This window comes from Gracilimonas sp. (assembly GCF_040218225.1).
Lineage (GTDB): Bacteria > Bacteroidota > Rhodothermia > Balneolales > Balneolaceae > Gracilimonas.
This window is the reverse complement of sequence record NZ_JAVJQO010000007.1, coordinates 244262-264220: the sequence shown is the minus strand read 5'-3', so window position 1 is coordinate 264220 and position 19959 is coordinate 244262. Positions and strand designations below refer to the sequence as shown.

The following is a 19959-nucleotide window of genomic DNA, read 5'->3' as shown; positions in this document are numbered from 1 at the left end:
TCTCCTTCATCCTCCCAATAACACACAGGACAAATTTCGTAAATATTTCGCTCTTTAAGAGTTACATAATGACAACAAGGACAAGTAGATTTAACTTTTGAAGTAGAAGAATTTGAAGACATTATCTTAAGCCTTATAACGACCCAGCGTTTAAACGGCGCGGGGATTATGATTTAGTTGAAGTAGCAAAATTAATTCCTGGCAATCAAGTTCCATCGCACCCCGTCCGCGTCCGATTTAAAACGCATGTTAGCTGTATTTTTCATTTTTGATAAAGCTTTGAGTAGTCTTTTAAGGTGTTCAAATTGTTCTTTAAACCACCATTTATTACATCACTTTTATGATAGTAATTAAAGTCTCCCAAAGTATCTCTGACACTCAATGGGTTTTCAGCTAGCCAAGATATCAAGTCTGTTTCTGTGACTAAGTTCTTTCTTGACCAATCTGAATATAGAATGTGATTGAAGTTTTCATACTCAACTAAATCCGTTATAAAATAGATAACTTCGGTAGTGTCGGATAAATATGGTTCAACCCTTTCTACAAACAACTCATAATCAATTTCAGAAAGAGCAATTAGGGCGTATAATTTTCCCGGTCTATTTCCACGATTCAACAGATCAAGGAAAATATCCTTTCGATCGGGTTGGCTCAATAAAGCCTGATAGTAAATTGTGTTTAAATTTGGGTCTGGACCACAACAATCTGTAAAGAGATTTGTATTCAAGAGAGTTTTGAATGCTAATTCTGGATAATCATTGTAAGGTGTTTTGATTGGGATCTCTTCTCTTGGAAAATTTATGATTCCTTCACCGCTTAAATCAAAACTCTCAATTTCTTCTTTTGAAAACTTCTCAATCTGTTCATGCCATGACTGTTCTTGGCAGCTCTGTAAAAACACACAAAGTAAAATTGCCCAGAGATATTTATACATGGTTAATACAGCTAACATATTAATATGCGACAGGGCCTATCTTATGAGACGTCGTATAAAATCCGGCAATCTCCCTCTGGAAGGCCACAGCGCATTGTTTAAGTTTTTATGCGAAGGAAATGTCGCATAACCTCGTCGGATAATATCCAACTTTTTTGTAAGGATTTGCTTTCCCATCGCTCTAACAATATAACATGATTAAGAAACCAAGCAACAACAAACAAGGTCATCCTGAGGATACTCCCGAAGGACCTGTGCCATGGAACGCTTGGTAAGCATTTAATAACCAAGGTTCTTCGCTGTCGCTCAGAACGACTTTGGAAGAGTTATAAAAAATAAGTTCGGCTTTAATACAAAATCCGCGTTTTAATGGTATGCTTCACATTACGGATTTCCTCAATCACACGGTCGTCATATTCCTTGTCCACATCCAAGACCACATAGCCAATATATTCGTTGGTTTTCAGGTACTGCCCTAAAATATTGATGTCTGAATCGGATAGGCAGCGGTTGATTTCGGAAAGCACGCCCGGCTTGTTTTCGTGAATATGCAGAATACGATGGGCATTTTTCTGAACCGGTAGATTAAGCGGAGGAACCGAATGTGAGCCTACCGTAGTTCCGTTATCTATCAGATTGATAAGCTTGGTGGAAACATCCTGTCCGATATTATATTGTGCTTCTATGGTTGAACCACCGATATGCGGAGTTAAAATCACGTTGGGTAAATTCTGAAGTTCCGTCCGGAAGGATTCTCCCGAAGACTCTGGCTCTTCCGGGTATACATCGATGCCGGCTCCGGAGATATGTCCGGATTCCAGGGCCTCTTTCAGTGCTTTAATATCAACGACCGAACCACGGGAAAGATTGAGCAATACACTGCCTTTTTTCATTTGGCTGAACCGTTCGGCATCCATCATCATACTGGTTCCGGGTGTGGCCGGCACGTGCAGCGTTACGATATCGGATTTGTTCAGGAGTTCTTCCAGTGATTCCACGCGGGTGGCATTACCCATTGGCAGTTTCGGTTCAATGTCATAATACAACACATTGAACCCCATATTTTCGGCCAGTACAGATACCTGTGATCCGATATGTCCATAGCCTATAATACCTATATTTTTTCCGCGGACTTCATAGCTGTCTTTGGCATCCTTCAGCCAGGTTCCTTCGTGTGCTTTTTTATCCCGAAGGGGAATCCGGCGCTTCAGCATAATGGATTCGGCAATCACCAGTTCAGCGACAGAACGCGTATTGGAGTAGGGAGAGTTGAAAACGGTGATTCCGGCCATCATGGCGGCTTGTAAGTCAACCTGATTGGTGCCAATGCAGAAGCAGCCTATCGCCTTCAGCTTGGATGCTTTTTCAATGACTTTTTTGGTGATCTGAGTTTTGGAACGAATCCCAATCAGGTGAACGTCTTCAATTTTATCCAGAAGCTCTTCTTCGCTTAAAGCTTCTTCCTGTGTTTCAACATTCAGGAAATCATGCTTTCTGAAATTTTCCTCTGCAGTTGGATGGATTCCTTCAAGCAAAAGGACTTTTATATTTTCTTTGGGATAAGAAAGGTCTTCGTTGGCTGCTGACATAAATTTGTTTTGAGTGTAAGTGAGTGATGGAAGGTAAAAAAGATTTGAACTTTTTTAAGGATTAGTCTTCCTCACTCCAAATATTTCTATTTATTTCCCAGCGTAGCCTGTCATAGAATTCCTGTTTCACTGGAATGGATCATGACTGAGGGTAAAAAGAGTGAATAATTACCGTCCCCGAACCCTTTTTCTCAGCTTCATGCTGGTTTTATACTGCTTGTTATCCCGGATGAGATGAAGGGTCATTTCTTCACCTTCTTCATATTCCCGCATTAAAGCCCAGGCGTGCATGTCGCTGGTTACGCGCTCTTCCCCAATTTGAATAATCACATCGCCGGGCATAATCCCGCATTCATAAGCGGGGCCGCTTTTGTTCACTTCAGTTACAAATAATCCCAACACCCGCGGGATACTTGGATACTGCATAATTAGCTGCCGGGTAACAGGCACAAAATTCATTCCGGGATCATATTCAAGAGAAACGGAACCGGACTCTTTTAGTTGAGAAATAATTTTCTGAACGCGATTGCTGGGAATAGCAAAGCCCAGTCCCACAAAACCACTGCTGGTGCCTCCGGTAAAAATAAAAGTATTTACTCCCATTACTTCACCATTGCTGTTCACTAAGGGTCCGCCGGAATTGCCACGGTTAATAGCAGCATCCGTCTGAATCATTTCAACATAAACGCGGGGGTCCTGAGGGTCGGGCCGGAAGTCGCGTTCTTTGGCACTAACCACGCCAACGGTAACGGAGGGCTGCCCGTCAGCAAAAAGCCCAAATGGATTTCCCATGGCGATGGTCCATTCCCCAACCATGATTTCATCGGAATCAGCAAATTTCACATAAGGAAAAGAGGTGCGTTCTCCTTTAATTTTCAAAAGGGAAAGATCAGCGAGTTCGTCAGAGCCTAACAGCTCGGCTTCGTGCTTACTGCCGTCAGAAAGGGCAACCATGATGGTTTTGGAGTTTTTACTGGCAACATGCTCGTTGGTAACTACCAGTCCGTCTTCACTGATGATGAACCCGGAACCAGAGCTTTTAACTTCGCGCTGTACGGGAACATCAAAATACCGGAAAAAAAAGGTATCAAATTCGCGGGTATAGCCTCTTTGTAATTCAGTTACGGTAATGCTAACCACCGCCGGACCTGCTTTTTGTACGGCATTGGTGATGGCATTCTTGCGGGAGTCATCAACGGTGATGGGAGTTTGGGTTTGATCCTGATTCCGATCTCCCTGTTGCTGGGCAGACGCTGTCTCACCAGGTGAAATAGTACCTAATGAAACTAAAGGAGTGGTGCCGGGGCTCGCCTTTTTTTGTTCGGGGGTACAACCTGCAAAAAGAGAAACAAACAGAAAAACAATCGTAGCGTGTCTAACCATAGACTAAATTTTGCGATTAGAAAAAGTAATAATGTTCAAATGGAATAATCTAACGAAGTGACCTTCACTTCCATTGCCTGTATTATTGGTAAATTAATTTGGTTAAAGCTTCCTGAATAGTCGCCATAAAATAGTACCCAAGTGCATCATCAGGACGGAAGTCATTTTATATTCTTTAGACGTAAAAACCCGTTTTCGCTTCAGCACCACATAACCAAATAAAGGTACGGTGGGAGGAATTTTCATTTTATTTTTTATGAGCTGCTGTTCAGTTAAAGCAAATAAGGGGATTCCAATTTCTGCAGGGAGTCCCTCATCCTGCGAAGTCTCTATCAATATTCCTCTGCCAGTGGTATATACATTATTTACCATATATGGCCGCTTTTTCTTTAGCAACCGCTGAAAAGTTTCTTCCCTTTTAAGTTCACGAGGCCCATAACGCTGAGGCGGCTGTACTCCATTAGCCAGCAACATTTGAACTTTATCTCCTTTGATCATCCAAAATGAAAGGTGATCGGTTTGGAGTTTTTGCCCCAAAATCTTGCATAGCTTTTGGGTGGTATTCACAAAATCACCGGAGGAAACTTCAAAGAGAATACTTTTGGTTATTTCCTTACGGTCAATGTTCAGCTCAGGAGGGAGGTCAGGAATTTCGATACTAGAAACCAGCTTTGCACGGATTCTATTCAAGAGCTCATCAGGCTTTTCATTGAATAGGGATTTATCAATAAAATCTGCAGCACCTAAACCCAGAGCCATTTGCTCTTTTTCAACGGTAGGCAGGCTGGTCATAATCAGGACGGGAATGTCTTTTCGGTCAGCATCTTCCATCAGAGCCTGCAAAAAATCCAGTCCCGACATTCCCGGCATGTGAATATCAGTGAGGATGAAATGAACTTGTTTTTCCGCAAGCATATCAATGCCTTCCTGGGCGGTTCCGGCCATCAAAATATTGTACTCATCACCCAGCATCTTATTCAGTATAAGATGTATCGGGGTGTCGTCATCGATGATTAACAGGGTGTAATCCTTGTCCATGCTACTCTCTAATACTAACCGTTGATGTATCTATATAATAGTAAAAACTTCGTATTGGAACTATAATTGTTCTCTTCCCTCATCAATCACTTCTTTTACGGCTTTTGATAGCGGTCCGGAATGCCAGGCTCCGGCCGCTTTTTTGTGTCCGCCTCCGTTAAACATTCGGGCCCATTTGTTTACATCAATATCACTTTGTGAGCGCAAACTTAGTTTAACACGTTCACCATCTTCTCTAAATAGTACACATGCTTTCACGCCTTCCACACTAAGCGGATATTGCACAAAACCCTCCGTGTCCTCATTAGAAGTCCCGGTTTGTTCAAACATATCACGGGTGATGGTGATGGTTGAAATCTGTCCATCCTCATGAAGCTCAATAGTTTCGAGGGCAAGGCTCAAAAGTTTAAGCTGCCTTAACGGGCGGGAGCTATAAATTTTTTCCGTGATCTGGTTTGGAGTGAAGCCGCCACGTTCCAGTAAATCAGCTGCGGCATGAAGGGTCCCCGGTTTTACACTGTCGAACTGAAAAGATCCGGTATCGGTAACCAAACCCAGGTACATAGCTTTGGACGCTGATACATCAATTTGCCGGGCGTCATGTTCAGCATATAACTGATAAACGAGCTCACATGTTGATGAGGCCTCAACTTCTGATACAAACTCTTCAAAAATAGCATCTGGGTCGGGGTGATGATCAATCATGTAAATCGGCTTGTCCAGATCGGCTAAGGTTTCCGCTGCATTGCCAAAGCGGTGAAGGGCATTTCCATCAACTACCACAAAGGCATCAAAATCAGAAAGTTGATCTGCTGAAGGTTTAGAAACAGGGAAAAAGTCGAGCAGCCAGCCCATATTTTCAGGAATGGGATCTTCGTTGAAAGCTGAAGTTTCAATCCCGTTTTTTTGAAGCCAGAGGCAGAGTGCCACCTGTGAGCCAAGGCAGTCACCATCGGGCCTGACGTGTGAAAAAACGGCTACTTTTTGATGTTGTATTATTTTTGAAATAAAGTTTTTGAACATAAAATCTCCTTGCGTCAAAAATAGGCGAACATTGCCACAAATCCACTTATTTTAACGGGAATTAATGTCATCAAAAAAAAAGGTATGCACGCAGTTATTGTCAGTAATGGATTTCCCCCATCAAAAGAATTACTAAGGGAAGAATTGACATCAGCAGATTTAATTATCGGTGCGGATGGTGGAGGGAATACACTGCTCACTAACGATTTTATTCCAGATGTAGTAATCGGGGATATGGACAGTTTTAAGAAGCCGGAAACGGTGAACTTTGAAATTATTCACGATCCTGATCAGGAAACCAACGACCTTGAAAAGGCACTTTCACTGGCTCTTTATCGGGATGTGGAAACCTGTACGGTACTGGGTGCATTCGGGCAACGAATGGATCATTCCCTGAAAAACTTATCGGTGCTAAAGCGCTTCGATTCGGCTTTCAAACAATTACTTTTTAAAGATGAAAGGCAATCTGCCCGGCTGGTTAGTTCAACGTTTAAGGCTGAGCTTCCGGTAGGCAGCATTGTTTCTCTTTTTCCTCTTTCGGGCAAAGTGACAGGTATTACCACAAAAGGGCTTAAGTACCCGCTTAAAGGTGAAGTCCTTGAAAATGGGGAACGGGATGGAACCTCGAATGAAAATGTGGAAGAAGAGTTTTCCATCGAAATTGAGAGTGGGGATCTGGTGGTTTTTGTAGAGAATTAAAAATTCAGAATTCAAGATTTAAAATTAAATACTGAAGTAATTTTTAATCTTGAATTTTAAATTCAAATAGCATCAAAACCTTGATATAGGTCATTTTCCTCCTGCTCCTCCATTGATTTCTTCCACGCCAGGTACCCGGCAAACGCCAATCCGGTAAAGATGAGAAACTGGAAGCTGGTAAGCACCAATCCTTTATAAAAATAGAGCGGAATAGAGATTAAGTCAGTAATAATCCACGCTATCCAGTTTTCGATTTTCTTGCGGGCCATTAGCCACATGCCGGCGATTGCAAAACACGTTGTTGTAGCATCCCAGAAGGCGACATCACTGTCAGTAAAGTTAGAAAGCCCGAAGTAGAGAATGCCGAAGGAAATCAGCAGTATGCCAAGGGTTATCAGGTTTTCTTTTTGATTGTTAATGGTAACCCGAACTTGCTTTCTGCTTTTATCTTTCGGGTGAACCCAGTAGTACCAGCCATATACACTCATCACGAAGTAATAGAAGTTCACACCCATATCAGCATACAGTTTATACTGAAAGGCGAGGTACACGTAAATCAGCACGCTGATAATTCCCGTGGGATAGACCAGAATGTTTTCCTTCATGGAGAACCAAACGCTCATAAGTCCGGTGATTACGGCAATCCACTCTAGTGCAGTAGTCTGAATAATCCCGTTAATAATGCCGTCAATGATGTATTCCATGAAGTGGAGTGATGTTTGGGGAGCGGCAAAAATAGGAAAATTCTGTAAGGTTTGTTGATCTCAGTGCTCTAATAGTAAGAACTTCAGATCAGGTAGTCATCTTGATGGAGCTCCCGAAAAGGTTTTTCCAAGCCTGAACAGGCAGTTGGCTTGAGTTAAGCTCGTGAAGATTCTTCGGGGGTACTCTCAGAATGACCTTAACAAACATTGAGATGGATAATGCAACCTACATTGTAACCAACCCAGAAAGAAAGGTGCTTTACACGGGAGTAACAAATAATCTCCCCAGGAGAATAGTTGAGCATTACCTGAACCGTGGAAATAAGAAGTCTTATGCAGGGCGATATTTTTGCTATTGTCTCATATGGTACGATGTTTTTCCTACGATGTACGAAGCAATTGAAGCTGAAAAAAGGATCAAGGGAAAGTCTAGAGCATGGAAAGAGGAATTAATTATGAAGTCAAATCCAAAATGGAAGTTTTTAAATGAAGAAATACTTGGGGAATGGCCTCCTAAAAATACATTGCCTGAATAGGTATAAAAATTAACAACAAGCAAAGTCATCCAGAGCATACTTGCGAAGGATCTTCAAGAGGTTGATGAAAAATTGAAGTTGGGCAGGCAATGAGCCTTTCTTAAACTCGTGAAGATTCTTCGGGGGTACCCTCAGAATGACTTTTTCTAACTTCCAGTTCTTAGGTATACCAATTAAAAATGAATAGCTAATCTTTTGTAAAGAAAATTGCTGAGAATATGGGATCTTTTCGCTAGCAAACTTTTGTTTAAACATAGCTCACATTGACCTTTTATACGTCTACCCATAATTAAACTACCGCCCTTTTAAAACCCCGGAAAGGTTCAGCTTGTGGATGGGAATAAGATAAGTGGAAAGCATCTCGTCTTTGTGGATGCCCAACTCTCCGGTTCCGCGGAAATCGACCATACATACTTTTTCAGCGGTTTGTACCACTTCGCCAATACCGTAATATTCCGGACTGGGGCCATAATAAACCAGGTCTCCGGTGCGCAGCGTATTTTTTGCCCGCCGGTGGTAGGGGAGGATCACCGGGAGGAGATCCAATCGGTAAGAGAGTCTTCTTTTATTTGAATTTGCCATCAGTTTTACTGCTTCTGATGAATAATAATATTTCGTTTATCCTCCGGAAGGTGTGACATTTCAACCCAAATGGCTTCTTCCGGGATCAGGCTTTCAATTTTTTTTGGCCATTCAACCAAGCAAACGCCGTCGCCATAAAAGTATTCTTCGGCTCCTATTTCCAGGGCTTCCTGTTCGTGTTTCAACCGGTAGCAGTCAAAATGATAAACGGAAAGATCACCGGAATATTCGTGAATCAAAGTATAGGTAGGTGAGCTGACTTTTTCAGGTTCAATTCCAAAAAAAGATGCTACACCTTTTACAAAATGTGTTTTACCAGCACCGAGGTCGCCATCCAGGCAAACAACATCGCCGGACTTCAATTGCTTACCAAACTCGAAACCAATGCGAATGGTTTCTTCAACGGATGAACTTTCGAATTGCTGCACGTTATTTCGGAGTTAGAGTGGCTACGGGTAATATCATTTCTTCCATAGAGGATCCACCGTGCTGGAAGGTATCCCGGTAGCGGTTCTGATATTTGTGGTAATTAGTAGGATATACGAAATAGTAATCCTCGCGGGCGATGATGTAATTATTCACAGATCCAACTTTGGGAAGCCTGTATTGCTCAGGATCTTCCATAAAAATGACTGCATCAGATTCGTCTGCCTTCAGATTACGACCATACTTATATCGTAAGTTGGTGGCGGTGTCCTTGTCTCCATATACCTTGGTATCCCGGAGGGCACGTACTGAACCGTGATCGGTTGTAATAATCAAAGTGACATCTTCTTTAGCCAGTCCCTTAAACATCTGTAATAACGAGGAATGCTGGAACCAGGCCTCTGTTACCGACCGGAAAGCAGATACATCGGGAGCCAATTCCTTTATAACGTCTGAGTCGGAGCGGGAATGAACCAGCGTATCTACGAAGTTGAATACGAAAGCCGCTAATTTGGATTGAGCATAGCTTCCGATTTTATCGGCTACTTTTCTACCAGCATCAGCATTGAGAATTTTCTCGTACTTAAAATTAATATCAATGCCATCGCGCTCAAGCTGCTTCCGGAGTAGCTCCTCTTCGTGACGGTTCAAAGAAGATTCATCCTGACCCTGTTGCCATAATTCCGGATACATGCGTTCTATATCGGAGGGATAAAGCCCCGAAAAAATTGCATTGCGGGAATAAGGCGTGGCTGTTGGTAAAATGGAGTAGTAGAAATCAGTATCGATGGAGAAGTACTTGGAGAGAACCGGCTCAAAAACCAGCCATTGGTCGTATCGCATACAGTCGACCAGGAAAAACATCACCTTTTCATCTTTTTCCAGATGTGGATTCACATACTTTTTGAAGATTTCCTGTGAAAGCAAAGGCCGGCCTTCATCTTTTTTCATCCAGTCTTTGTATTCCTGATTTACAAACTTTCCAAACTCTTTGTTAGCCTGCTGAAACTGGTCATCCAAAACCTGTATAAGTCCTTCATCACCGGAGCCTAAATCAATTTGCCAGTTTGTGAGCTCTTTATAAATGTCAATCCATTCCTTCCAGTGAGTGCCGGGGTGTATTCGGGAGGAAAGTTCGTTGAATTGTTTCAGGTAGGTTTGTGCCGATTTTTCAGACTGAATTCGGCTTCGCTCAAGCAACCGCTTTGTGGTTAGTAAAATCTGGTTTGGGTTAACCGGCTTGATGAGGTAGTCGGAAATCTTGCCGCCAATGGCATCTTCCATAATCGATTCTTCCTCACTTTTGGTAATCATAACTACCGGAAGAGAGGGTTGTATAGCTTTTATTTTCTCCAGCGTCTCGATGCCGCCCATGCCAGGCATTTGTTCATCCAGGTAAACGATATCAAAAGGCTCAGATGAAATCATAGTTACCGCATCATCCCCGTTTGCAACCGGTGTGATTTCAAATCCCTTTTTTTCTAAAAATATAATGTGTGATTGCAGCTGATCTATCTCGTCATCAGCCCAGAGTATCTTTGGCATGTAATCCTTAAAGTTTAATTGCCCTAAAATCTCAAAGACACTAAAAGATAGTGTCGTTTCAAGTCTTCAACAATTTTGTGTTATGGAGTTTTAGTGGCGTTTTGAATTCAATCGTCAAGAGTTATAAATGGCCGGATATTTTCCAGTCGCTTTTCACCAATGCCCTTAACATTAACCAGTTCATCGATGGAATCAAAACCACCATTGGCTTTGCGGTACTCTATAATTCTTTGGGCATAAGCTTCTCCAATTCCGTCCAGTAATTGGAGCTGTTGGCTGGTGGCGGTATTAATATTAATGATCTCAACAGCAACAGGTTCATCCTGCTTTGATGCTGCCATTTCATCATCGTTAGGATGATCGGAAGTTTTGGCTTCATTAACTGTTAAGTCAGGATTATATTTTTGCTCCAGTTCTTTTTGTTCCTGATGAAGTTGAGCACTCCGCTTTTCAAATTCAGCGGTGAGCGCGTCATATTTTTCCTGGTTGTAATTAAAAGTTTTGGTCAGGAAAAAGTTCAACATAAAAAGCACAGCAAGTAACGCCAAAAGGATAGAAATGGAAATCCGTTCGGTCCGGGATATCTGGAGTTTCTCAATCCAGAAAAATGCTTTTCTTTTTAGGTCGTTAAATTTCATGTAGCTAATATGGCTGAGGACGTTCAAAAACACAACTGTAATCTATCCTTGTTTCCGATGTAAGGAAGTGAGAAGTTTGGCAAAATTTATTTCATGGCAGAACAAAGCGAGTTTACATATCAGGATCAGAAAATTGCTTACGAGAAAGTAGGTAAAGGAAAACCTTTGGTTATTCTGCACGGTTGGGGAAGCAGTAAACGCGTGATGATGCCGGCTGCTCAGAACCTGGCGCACCTCAGAACCTGCTATGTATTGGATCTGCCCGGCTTCGGGGATTCTCCTGAACCTTCACGCGCGTGGAGTATCGATGATTATGCAGATGCCGTTCAGTCTTTTATTAAATCACTTGGCGAAGATAAAGTGGATGTACTGGTTCACTCCTTTGGCGGACGAATTATGCTCAAACTCTGTGCCCGCGATTTTGGTAAGGCCCATATTGAAAAAGTATTGATTACAGGCGGGGCCGGAATGAAGCCAAAACGCTCCATGAAATTCTATATCAGGAAATACACGGCTAAAATTCTGAAAGCACCTTTTATGATTTTACCTTCCTCACTTCGGGAGAAAGCACTGGGCTGGCTTCGAAGTACCAGTCTGTGGAAGAGCCTGGGATCCAGCGATTACAGCAAGCTTTCGGGGGTAATGCGGGAGACTTTTGTCAAATCAGTTACAGAATATCTGGAGTCTTCGCTGCCGGAAATTACTCATGAAGTGTTATTACTGTGGGGAAGAAATGATGATGCTACTCCGGTATATCAGGGAGAGCGGATTGAGAAGGGGATTAAAAATGCAGCTTTGGTGATTATCGAAGATGCCGGGCACTATGCTTTTCTGGATAAGCCCAAGCAGTTTGCCCGAATAGCTGAGGCGTTTTTTAAATAGATGTGAAATGAAAGATTTGAGACATGAGATTTCCTAAGTCTTTAATATCCTGTCTCAAGTCTTAGGTCTAAAGAAACCAGGATTCAGGTACAGCCAATTCATTCTTTATCCCAAGCTCTTTAATTTCCAATCCGGCATTCAATAAGCTGATCCCGACTTTTTGTGCTCGTTTACTGCTTTTATCACCATCTATTCCATAAATAGGGTCATCAATAATGGGGTGCCCCCACTGCTCAAGGTGCAATCGTATTTGATGGGTTCGGCCTGTTTTTGGTGAGCACCTGATGATAGCTGATTTTTCCCCACGCCTGACCACTTCAAAAAAGGTGACGGCTTCCTTGGCATGTTTTAAGCCCAATTCACTTTCAAAGACAAATCCAGTTTTTCTCCTCACGGGTGTATCAATGGTGATGGAATGCTTTTCCGGATTTCCGGTAACAAGGGCATAATATGTTTTCTGAACCCTGGCTTCGCTAAATGCGACCATGGCCTTTTGAGCGAAGGTTTTATTCCGGGCAAAGAGCACGAGCCCGGAAGTAACGGCATCTAACCGGTGGACAATACGCAGGTTTTCAAATCCCTGTTCTTCAAGGATGGAGATCAGGGTGTTTTTGTTATACCGCCCGCCGGGATGCATTGGCAAAGGAGCTGGCTTGTAGACCATCAGATAGTCATCGGTTTGTTCCAGCACTTCCACTTCATCAGGCACAGAAGGCTCTATCACTTTTGGATTGTGGTGGAAGACTTCGTCTCCTTTGGAAAGGATTTGGTTTGCAGATGCTTCATGGCCATTCACCCCAACATGACCATTGCTGATCTTAGTTTCCCATATTTTCACCCCATGAAAAGGGAAGCGTGTAGTCATCAAATCCAACAGCGACTTCCCTTCAAACTCCGACTTCACTTTGAATCGGTAGGTAATAGGGTAGGGAGAGACAATTCGGACGGGACGATTAACAGTCATATTGAAGTAGTAAAATTCCTCAGGTATAATTTATGAATTACTCCTGAGGAATGGATGTGCAGCCTATTTAGAAGCAGAGCTCATTTCTCTTTCTTTGAAATCTTCTCCAAAATAATTGTACCATTTTCTGAATGGCTTGAACGCATTTTCAGGATCGAAAGGGCGCTTATAATCGCTTTGCTGGCATTCTTCACTGCAGCAGCCATCCATCTTATGAGCGCCTTCTTCTGAGCAAACAAATAGCTTATTACATTCCATGTTCGCACAGTTGATGTAGGTATCTGCAGGCTTGCCTGTGATTTCACAACGGGCGATGGGTGACAGGTCGTTGGGATTTACGGGAACCACCAGCCGGTCGTCAAAGACAAAGCACTTTCCCTCAAAATGCTTTCCTTCTTCTTCCTTAGCATACTTTAAAATTCCGCCGTGCAGCTGGTTAACATCATCCCAGCCGCCTTCTTTCATCAGCACGGAGAATTTCTCACAGCGGATACCGCCGGTGCAATACATCAATACTTTTTTATTCTTGGGAATATTGGCTTCTTCCAGCCATTTCGGGAAATCGTAGAAGTTGTCCACATCGGGAGTCAGGGCACCTTTAAAATGCCCGATCTTTGATTCGTAGTTATTGCGAACATCGATCATAACGTAATCTTCCTGAGATTCCATCACCTTTCGCCATTCAGCCGGCTCCAGGTAATTGCCTCCGTTTTCCGGGTTAACATCATCTACATGAAGGGCTACGATCTCATCCCTGGTTTTACAGATCAGCTTTGCAAATGGGATATAGTCACTTTCTTCCTGCTTGAACTCAGTGTCGTCAAAACCGGGAAGCGACCAAACATAGTTTTTATATTCTTCAATCTGTTGATCGGTCCCTGCTGCTGTTCCGTTAATTCCCTCTTCCGAAATGTAAATTCGTCCTTTAAGTCCGATTTCTTTGCAAAACTTTTTGTGTGCTTTGCAAAAACGATCGGGATCTTCAATCGGTTCAAAATTATAATAAAGTATTACTTGGTACATTTTTTCTCTTAAATTGTAAGAACTGTAGTTTTACAGCGTTCATCATTTGCGAACCCCAAAGTTAAGCAAAATCCAAACAATGCATAAGTATCGGGATCAAATTAAAAAGGCGCTAGGGATCACCCTGTTGGCTTTGATGTGCTTGCCTTCCGTATTGTTTGGTCAGTCAGGGGTAGACTCTCCCCGCCATATTTTAGAAATTCAACGCTCTTTTACAGAAGGTGAAATCGACGTTGAAACGGCCGCTTTGGAACAATTCAGGATTTTAAAGAAAACACCTGTCAGCTTCCTTCACAAGTGTGCAACTCCTGCAGAAATGTTTCTTCATGCATATAGAGATCAAATTTCATCGAAGGGTTTAGCGGAGGTCGAGGCGATGCGCTCTTCCCGATCATCAACACAAAAGAAAAAAGCTCTTCAAAGTTATATATCCCCCTCAGGAAAATTTGAGATTATATATGAAACCACAGGAGATGATTCGGTATCTATAGAAGATAATGATGGAAATGGGGTTCCTGATTATGTGGATCTGGTTGCTGAGTCAGCTGATTCTTCTTACCGGCATGAAGTGATTAATCTGGGGTTCAAAGACCCGATTCCGAATGGAACTACTTATACCATTGAAATTCGAGACATTCCCTATTATGGCGAGACTATTTTTCAGGGTGGCTCAGGTCCTGAAACATATATTGTGATGGAGAATGACTTTGAGAACTTTCCCCCGAATACCCATCCTGAGGGCAACCAGGTTGGAGCAGTGTATGCAACAGTGGCCCACGAGTTAAAGCATGCTATTCAGTATGCTCAAAATGAATGGACATCGCCATCTGGTGCTTTTAATTGGGCGGAAATGGATGCTACTCTGTTTGAAGAGGTCGTATATGATGATGTGAATGATTATTACAATTACATCAAGAATGGCTTGAACTCCTCAAGCCCATATTCTGCCTCCATTTTCTTTGCTCCGGAAAATAGTACACCCGGCGCTTACTGGCATGTAAGCTGGATGATTTTTTACAGTGAGTATTTCGGAGATGAGCTCTGGAGAGATGTCTGGCAATTAATAGAAGATGAGAATACGCTTAGTATTAACGACGCATTACTGGAATTACTTCCGGATCGGGGGGAAGAATTTTCGACTACCTTTGTGAGAAACCACCTTTGGCATTTTGCTTCTGGCAGTCGTGCCGGTCAGGATGATTACGGCTTTGGCGAGAAGGAATTTTACCCTTATTCCAATCTTGAAGGCGCGTTCAATGAAGTGCCCGCTGAAGCTGTTGAGGCGGATGATATACGGCCGCTGGCAGCCCGTTATTTTGAAATTACACCCGCTTCTTCTGATGAGGGTTTTGCCGAAGTAGCTGTAGATTTCGATAGCACCCAGGTTGGTATCGGGGTGCTATTTTATATGGATAATGGTGAAATGAATGAGATTATAGCAACGGGAGAGAATAAAGCTCAGGTCTATGTTCCAAGTGAAATTTCCTGGCAAGAGGTGGAAAAGGTAGGAGTAGTAATTGCAAATTACAGCAGCAGCGTTTCGACGCGGAATATAAATTTACTGCTGGGCAAGGATGGAAATATGATAACCATTCGTGATCCTGAGTACGCAGATTTACCGAAATCCATAAAGATTTATCAAAACTACCCAAACCCCTTTAACCCGACAACCAATATAGATTTTGAGCTTCCGCAATCGGCTTTCGTAGAGTTAATCGTGTATGATATCACAGGCAGAAAGGTTCAAACCCTTACGAACCGGCAATATCTGCTGGGCTCCTATTCCATTCCCTTTAATGCACAAGGACTAAGTTCGGGTATCTATTTTTATCGATTGAAAATTGATGATGCTGTTTTCACCAAGAAAATGACGCTGGTTAAATAGCGCTATTTTTTCGCGGGCAAAATTTTGCCGGTTACCTCTCCAAATCCAACTCTGAATCCATTGGCTTGTGCATAACCCGTCATGATCACTTCATCCCCGTCTTCTATAAAAGATCGTTTCTCTCCTGAAGGCAGTGTAAGGGGCTGGGTTCCCTTCCAGGCCAGCTCCAGCATACTTCCATAAGAATCTTTCTCCGGTCCGCTGATGGTGCCAGAGGCATACAAATCTCCGGGCTGAACATTGCAACCGGCAACGGTTTGATGGGCCAGCTGCTGCGCCATCGTCCAGTATAAATGCCTGAAGTTGGACGAACAGATTTTATGTGGGCTGTGTTGCTTTTCGGTTGTTAGAAAAACATCCAGCTGAATATCAAAAGTTGAACGGTTTTTCTGATGAAGGTAATCCAGAGGCTTGGGGTTTTGCTCCGGGCATTTGGTTCGAAAAGGTTCGAGGGCTTCTATGGTAACAATCCAGGGGGAGATAGAAGTAGCCCAGCTCTTTGCAAGAAAGGGTCCCAGTGGCTGGTATTCCCATTTTTGGAGATCACGGGCGCTCCAGTCATTTAACAGTACGAGCCCAAAAATGTAGTTTTCAGCTTCATCTACAGAGATTGAATTTCCCAATGTATTACCTGAACCCGTTAGAAATCCGACTTCAAGTTCAAAATCCAGCTTTTTTGTAGCCCCATATTCAGGCTGATCTGAGTTATCAGGAATAGTTTGTCCTTTAGGGCGATGAAGTTCGGTTCCGCTGAGTACAATAGAGCTGGAGCGCCCGTGATAGCCAACAGGCAGATGTTTCCAGTTTGGTAAAAGTGCATTCTCAGGATCACGAAACATAGACCCTACATTTCGGGCGTGTTGCTCAGAAGAATAAAAATCAGTGTAATCTCCTATCTGAACAGGCATTACTAATTCTAGATCAGCTCTTTTTTTGAAAATGCGCTCCCGAAGAAGGGCGTCATCCCGAAGCACAGCATTATCCGCAGATAGTAAGGATTGAAGGGTATTGCGCGCTTCCGTCCAGGCAGGTTTGCCAAGGCTCATAAAATAATTAAGAGTGGAATCCTGAAATACATACTGATTATTAAGCTCAGGGCCGTCGAATAAGCCCTCTTCATCCAGCACAAACAAATCGATGATATAATCACCAATAGAAGAACAAAGGTGAATTTCACCATCCTCGTTCTCATAGGCTCCATAGGGGAGGTTTTGAATCGGAAAGTGAGAATCAGGATCTACTTCTATAAAGGATTTGAGCATAACGTTTTCTGGTTTTCATACACATGTGATGATGAGGGATGATAAGCATCCTCCGGTAACAGTAAAATCATTAAACCACATTGATTTACTAAAATCTGCTGAAAATTGCTTATTTCATTGTTTTAGCATTTATTCCTGAATACTTGGTTTTCAATTTTAGTCCATATTCGATATGACAAAGTCGGAGGTACTCAAACAATTAGCGGAAGAGCTTGAGCTCACACAGACCGAGACGGAAGATCTATATGATTCTTTCGTTGAAGGACTCACCATGCTTCTATCCAAAGGAAAAGGATTCACCCTGCCCGGATTGGGTAGTTTTAAGTCAGAGGTCAGGGAAGAGCATAAGTCGTACAACCCCCATTATGAGCAAATGATGCTTATTCCGAAAAAAAGAGTGGTGCATTATAGTCAAAGCAGTACACTTCGGGACCAAATAAACGAGGCTGAAGATGAGTAACAAAGTCACATATGCTGAGATTATTGAAGCCTTATCGCGGAAAACGGGTTTTAGTAAACAGAAAAGTGAAGCATTTGCAAAAGCGCTGATATCAAGAGTTAAGCAGGAACTTGATGAAACAGGCAAAGCCTCGATTACCAATTTCGGGAGTTTTAAGGTAAAAGAAGTAGCTGAACGACAAGGTCAGAACCCCCAAACCGGTGAACCGATAACGATTCCGGCGCATAAACGAGTTTCTTTTACTCCCTATAAAGCTTTGCGCGAAGATGTAAATGCTAAGTTCTCACACCTGGAAACTGAATTGCTTGGGGAGAAGTCCAAAGAATCGACGACAGCTGTTCCTGTTTCCCGAGAGGAAAAACCACAGGAGCCTGAAGAAGAGAAAAAAGACACCATTTTTCAGTTTGATGATGAACCCGAAGAGGAAATAGAAGAGCAAGAAGAAAAGGCGGAAGAATTTCAGGCTGAAGAGACGGTTGAAGAACAAGAGCCTCAAGAAGATCCTTTTGCATTTGACGAAACGGAATCCACATCAGAGAAGGAAGAAGAACCTGAGCCGGTTTCCCGGGAACCTTTTGTACGGGAGGAGAAAAAAGAAAAAAGCAATAATTTTGCCCTGATATTGGTGATAGCTGCGTTATTAGCTGTTGCGCTAGTGCCTGTCTGGTGGTTCTTTTTGCGAACCGAGCCAACAAATATGCCAACACAGCAGGCTAGAGTTGAACAACCCCGAACGCCGCAAGCATCCAATGATCGGCCTTCAGGTAGCGGAGAAGCCAAAGAGCCTGTACAGGCAAATAATGAATCTGCAAATACTCAGACTCCTGCGAAAAAAGAACCACCCGCTGCATCTTCTTCTGCAGGGATAGAGGAAAAAGAAACCTCAGGTTCCAGCAGTGAAATCACGACTACCACTTATACAGTAAAGAAAGATGAGTGGTATTGGGTAATTGCCAAAAAAGTATATGGCAAGTCCCAATTCTGGCCGCTGATATATCAGGCTAACTTCACCATGGACACTCACCCGGATTCTTTGAAAAATAACAGGTCACTTAAGGTGCCGGCGCTTCAGGGGTCAGCTTCAAGTCCAAGTAAAATGGACTATCAGCGACTGGCAGAAGCTTCTCAAATGGTCTCTGATTCATATAGAAAATTTGGCCGTAACGACAAGGCCGAGGAGTATGCCCGTTTCGCAAAAAAGTGGCAAGGCCTGGGGAATTGATCCTCAGGTAGGTGCGGATTCGGTTAAACCATGGTTACTAAGTCAAGCAGGATACTATCAGCGATTTTCAGTCCTTCTTTAGTGAGATAAATCCGGTTTTTGGTTTCAACCCTTCCACCTTCTTCCAGCCGTTGAAGGTATTCCAACTGTCGGGCGTTGAACTCAAAATCGTAGCTGGTTTTTAGTTCACTCATGGAAAGGCCTGCTTTAGTCCTGAGTCCCAGCATCAGGCGCTCTTCTGCCAGATCACCAAGGTTTAATTCTTCCAGTTCTGCTTTTTCTTTCCATTCACCTTTAAGATAAGCTTCAAGGTTAGCTTCGTTTTTCCATCTTTTAGCTGAATCGCGGTTTTTATCCCACCAAAACGAATGAGCGCCCGGACCCAATCCCAGATAATTCTCATGATTCCAGTAGTTGGAATTGTGAACGGCTTCATGGCCTGGTTTTGCGTAGTTGCTAACCTCGTATTGTTGAATGCCTGCTTCTGCAAGTTTTTGAACAACAAGGTCAAAATGATCGGAAACGGTATCGTCCTGAGGAGGAATTATACGACCCAACTCTACTTGCTTTCCTAGTCTTGTTTGTGGCTCGATGGTCAGGGAATATGCAGAAATATGCGGCGGTTTAAACTGAAGAATGGTATCAATATCCTTTTCGAGGATATCCAGTGATTGCCCGGGGTTCCCATAAATTAGATCGACGGTAAAAACCTTGAATTCAGAAGCTTCCAGAATTTCCAAACACTTCATCGCTTCTTCAGAAGTATGCGCCCGGTTCATGAATTTCAGCAGCTCCGGGTTGAATGACTGTACCCCCATGCTTGCTCGGTTTATGCCGGCTGATTTCAATCCTGATAAATATTCCGGGCTGACATCATCCGGGTTCATTTCCAGCGTGATTTCTTTTAGGTCCGTATCAAAGACTTTATTGATCTCATCCAGAATAGCATTCACTTGATCAGCCGATAACAGGGAAGGAGTTCCGCCTCCGAAGTAAATGGTCTGAACGGGTTCTTCAGTAAATACGGAGTCTTTTTTTGAGTGAATTTCCCGAATAAGTTCATCTACAAAGTCCTGCTTTTGCTGATGCCGGGTCACAAAATAGAAGTCGCAATACGAGCAGGCCTGTTTACAAAACGGGATGTGGATATATAGGCCACTCATG

At 42.9% G+C, this 19959-nt stretch carries 21 protein-coding genes; 6 read left to right on the top strand and 15 right to left on the bottom strand.

Features of this window, described 5'->3' with window-relative positions:
- The 6 genes from RIB15_RS11375 to RIB15_RS11350 all read right to left on the bottom strand — a co-directional run.
- Positions 1 to 122 (bottom strand): CPCC family cysteine-rich protein (locus RIB15_RS11375; protein ID WP_350202279.1); only part of this gene is annotated, 122 nt, incomplete at its 3' end.
- Between the two features lie 140 nt (positions 123 to 262).
- Positions 263 to 952: a hypothetical protein gene (locus RIB15_RS11370; protein WP_350202273.1), complete on the bottom strand. Its 690-nt coding sequence runs from the start codon at positions 950 to 952 to the stop codon at positions 263 to 265.
- Positions 953 to 1281: 329 nt separating this feature from the next.
- Entirely contained in the window at positions 1282 to 2523 is a 1242-nt protein-coding gene (gene serA / locus RIB15_RS11365; protein ID WP_350202272.1) for a phosphoglycerate dehydrogenase, read from the bottom strand.
- Positions 2524 to 2691: 168 nt separating this feature from the next.
- Positions 2692 to 3906 carry a S1C family serine protease gene (locus RIB15_RS11360; protein WP_350202271.1) on the bottom strand — a complete coding sequence of 405 codons (1215 nt, stop codon included), beginning with the start codon at positions 3904 to 3906 and terminating at the stop codon, positions 2692 to 2694.
- A 102-nt stretch (positions 3907 to 4008) separates the two neighbouring features.
- Positions 4009 to 4944 carry a response regulator gene (locus RIB15_RS11355; RefSeq protein WP_350202270.1) on the bottom strand — a complete coding sequence of 312 codons (936 nt, stop codon included), beginning with the start codon at positions 4942 to 4944 and terminating at the stop codon, positions 4009 to 4011.
- Between the two features lie 60 nt (positions 4945 to 5004).
- Positions 5005 to 5967 (bottom strand): DHH family phosphoesterase, encoded by a 963-nt coding sequence (locus tag RIB15_RS11350; protein ID WP_350202269.1) that lies wholly within the window; start codon positions 5965 to 5967, stop codon positions 5005 to 5007.
- 84 nt (positions 5968 to 6051) lie between these two features.
- Between RIB15_RS11350 and RIB15_RS11345 the strand changes: the two genes are divergently transcribed.
- Entirely contained in the window at positions 6052 to 6666 is a 615-nt protein-coding gene (locus RIB15_RS11345; protein WP_350202268.1) for a thiamine diphosphokinase, read from the top strand.
- Positions 6667 to 6728: 62 nt separating this feature from the next.
- Here RIB15_RS11345 and pnuC read toward each other — a convergent pair whose 3' ends face one another.
- Entirely contained in the window at positions 6729 to 7370 is a 642-nt protein-coding gene (gene pnuC / locus RIB15_RS11340) for a nicotinamide riboside transporter PnuC (RefSeq protein ID WP_350202267.1), read from the bottom strand.
- A 212-nt stretch (positions 7371 to 7582) separates the two neighbouring features.
- Here pnuC and RIB15_RS11335 point away from each other — a divergent pair, with 212 nt between their 5' ends.
- Positions 7583 to 7906, top strand: coding sequence for a GIY-YIG nuclease family protein (locus RIB15_RS11335; RefSeq protein ID WP_350202266.1), 324 nt, complete (start codon positions 7583 to 7585; stop codon positions 7904 to 7906).
- A gap of 294 nt (positions 7907 to 8200) precedes the next feature.
- Here RIB15_RS11335 and RIB15_RS11330 read toward each other — a convergent pair whose 3' ends face one another.
- The 4 genes from RIB15_RS11330 to RIB15_RS11315 all read right to left on the bottom strand — a co-directional run bounded on the left by RIB15_RS11330 (position 8201) and on the right by RIB15_RS11315 (position 11097).
- Positions 8201 to 8488, bottom strand: a complete 288-nt coding sequence (locus tag RIB15_RS11330) for a hypothetical protein (protein ID WP_350202265.1) — start codon at positions 8486 to 8488, stop codon at positions 8201 to 8203.
- Positions 8489 to 8493: 5 nt separating this feature from the next.
- Positions 8494 to 8916, bottom strand: coding sequence for a tRNA (adenosine(37)-N6)-threonylcarbamoyltransferase complex ATPase subunit type 1 TsaE (gene tsaE / locus RIB15_RS11325; RefSeq protein ID WP_350202264.1), 423 nt, complete (start codon positions 8914 to 8916; stop codon positions 8494 to 8496).
- 1 nt (position 8917) lies between these two features.
- Positions 8918 to 10459 carry a T9SS response regulator signal transducer PorX gene (gene porX, locus RIB15_RS11320; RefSeq protein WP_350202263.1) on the bottom strand — a complete coding sequence of 514 codons (1542 nt, stop codon included), beginning with the start codon at positions 10457 to 10459 and terminating at the stop codon, positions 8918 to 8920.
- Positions 10460 to 10566: 107 nt separating this feature from the next.
- Positions 10567 to 11097, bottom strand: coding sequence for a ComEA family DNA-binding protein (locus tag RIB15_RS11315; RefSeq protein ID WP_350202262.1), 531 nt, complete (start codon positions 11095 to 11097; stop codon positions 10567 to 10569).
- Between the two features lie 93 nt (positions 11098 to 11190).
- Between RIB15_RS11315 and RIB15_RS11310 the strand changes: the two genes are divergently transcribed.
- A complete protein-coding gene (locus RIB15_RS11310; protein WP_350202261.1) occupies positions 11191 to 11979 on the top strand; it encodes an alpha/beta fold hydrolase in 789 nt (262 codons plus the stop codon).
- Between the two features lie 67 nt (positions 11980 to 12046).
- Here the strand turns inward: RIB15_RS11310 and RIB15_RS11305 are convergent, their stop codons facing one another.
- Both RIB15_RS11305 and trhO read right to left on the bottom strand, forming a co-directional pair.
- Positions 12047 to 12943 (bottom strand): pseudouridine synthase family protein, encoded by an 897-nt coding sequence (locus RIB15_RS11305; RefSeq protein WP_350202260.1) that lies wholly within the window; start codon positions 12941 to 12943, stop codon positions 12047 to 12049.
- Positions 12944 to 13006: 63 nt separating this feature from the next.
- Positions 13007 to 13966 (bottom strand): oxygen-dependent tRNA uridine(34) hydroxylase TrhO, encoded by a 960-nt coding sequence (gene trhO / locus RIB15_RS11300; RefSeq protein WP_350202259.1) that lies wholly within the window; start codon positions 13964 to 13966, stop codon positions 13007 to 13009.
- A 79-nt stretch (positions 13967 to 14045) separates the two neighbouring features.
- On the opposite strand from trhO, the gene RIB15_RS11295 reads away from it, so the two are divergent.
- Positions 14046 to 15851, top strand: a complete 1806-nt coding sequence (locus tag RIB15_RS11295; protein ID WP_350202258.1) for a T9SS type A sorting domain-containing protein — start codon at positions 14046 to 14048, stop codon at positions 15849 to 15851.
- A gap of 2 nt (positions 15852 to 15853) precedes the next feature.
- Here the strand turns inward: RIB15_RS11295 and fahA are convergent, their stop codons facing one another.
- Positions 15854 to 17113, bottom strand: coding sequence for a fumarylacetoacetase (gene fahA, locus RIB15_RS11290; RefSeq protein ID WP_350202257.1), 1260 nt, complete (start codon positions 17111 to 17113; stop codon positions 15854 to 15856).
- A gap of 172 nt (positions 17114 to 17285) precedes the next feature.
- Between fahA and RIB15_RS11285 the strand changes: the two genes are divergently transcribed.
- Together RIB15_RS11285 and RIB15_RS11280 are read left to right on the top strand one after the other, a co-directional pair.
- The gene (locus RIB15_RS11285) at positions 17286 to 17573 is read left to right on the top strand and encodes an HU family DNA-binding protein (RefSeq protein WP_350202256.1); all 288 of its coding nucleotides are present in this window, start codon (positions 17286 to 17288) and stop codon (positions 17571 to 17573) included.
- A complete protein-coding gene (locus RIB15_RS11280; RefSeq protein WP_350202255.1) occupies positions 17566 to 18795 on the top strand; it encodes an HU family DNA-binding protein in 1230 nt (409 codons plus the stop codon). The genes RIB15_RS11285 and RIB15_RS11280 overlap by 8 nt, the downstream gene beginning before the upstream one ends.
- A gap of 23 nt (positions 18796 to 18818) precedes the next feature.
- On the opposite strand, the gene hemW is transcribed toward RIB15_RS11280, so the two are convergent.
- Positions 18819 to 19958: a radical SAM family heme chaperone HemW gene (hemW, locus tag RIB15_RS11275; protein ID WP_350202254.1), complete on the bottom strand. Its 1140-nt coding sequence runs from the start codon at positions 19956 to 19958 to the stop codon at positions 18819 to 18821.
- Position 19959 lies beyond the last annotated feature (1 nt).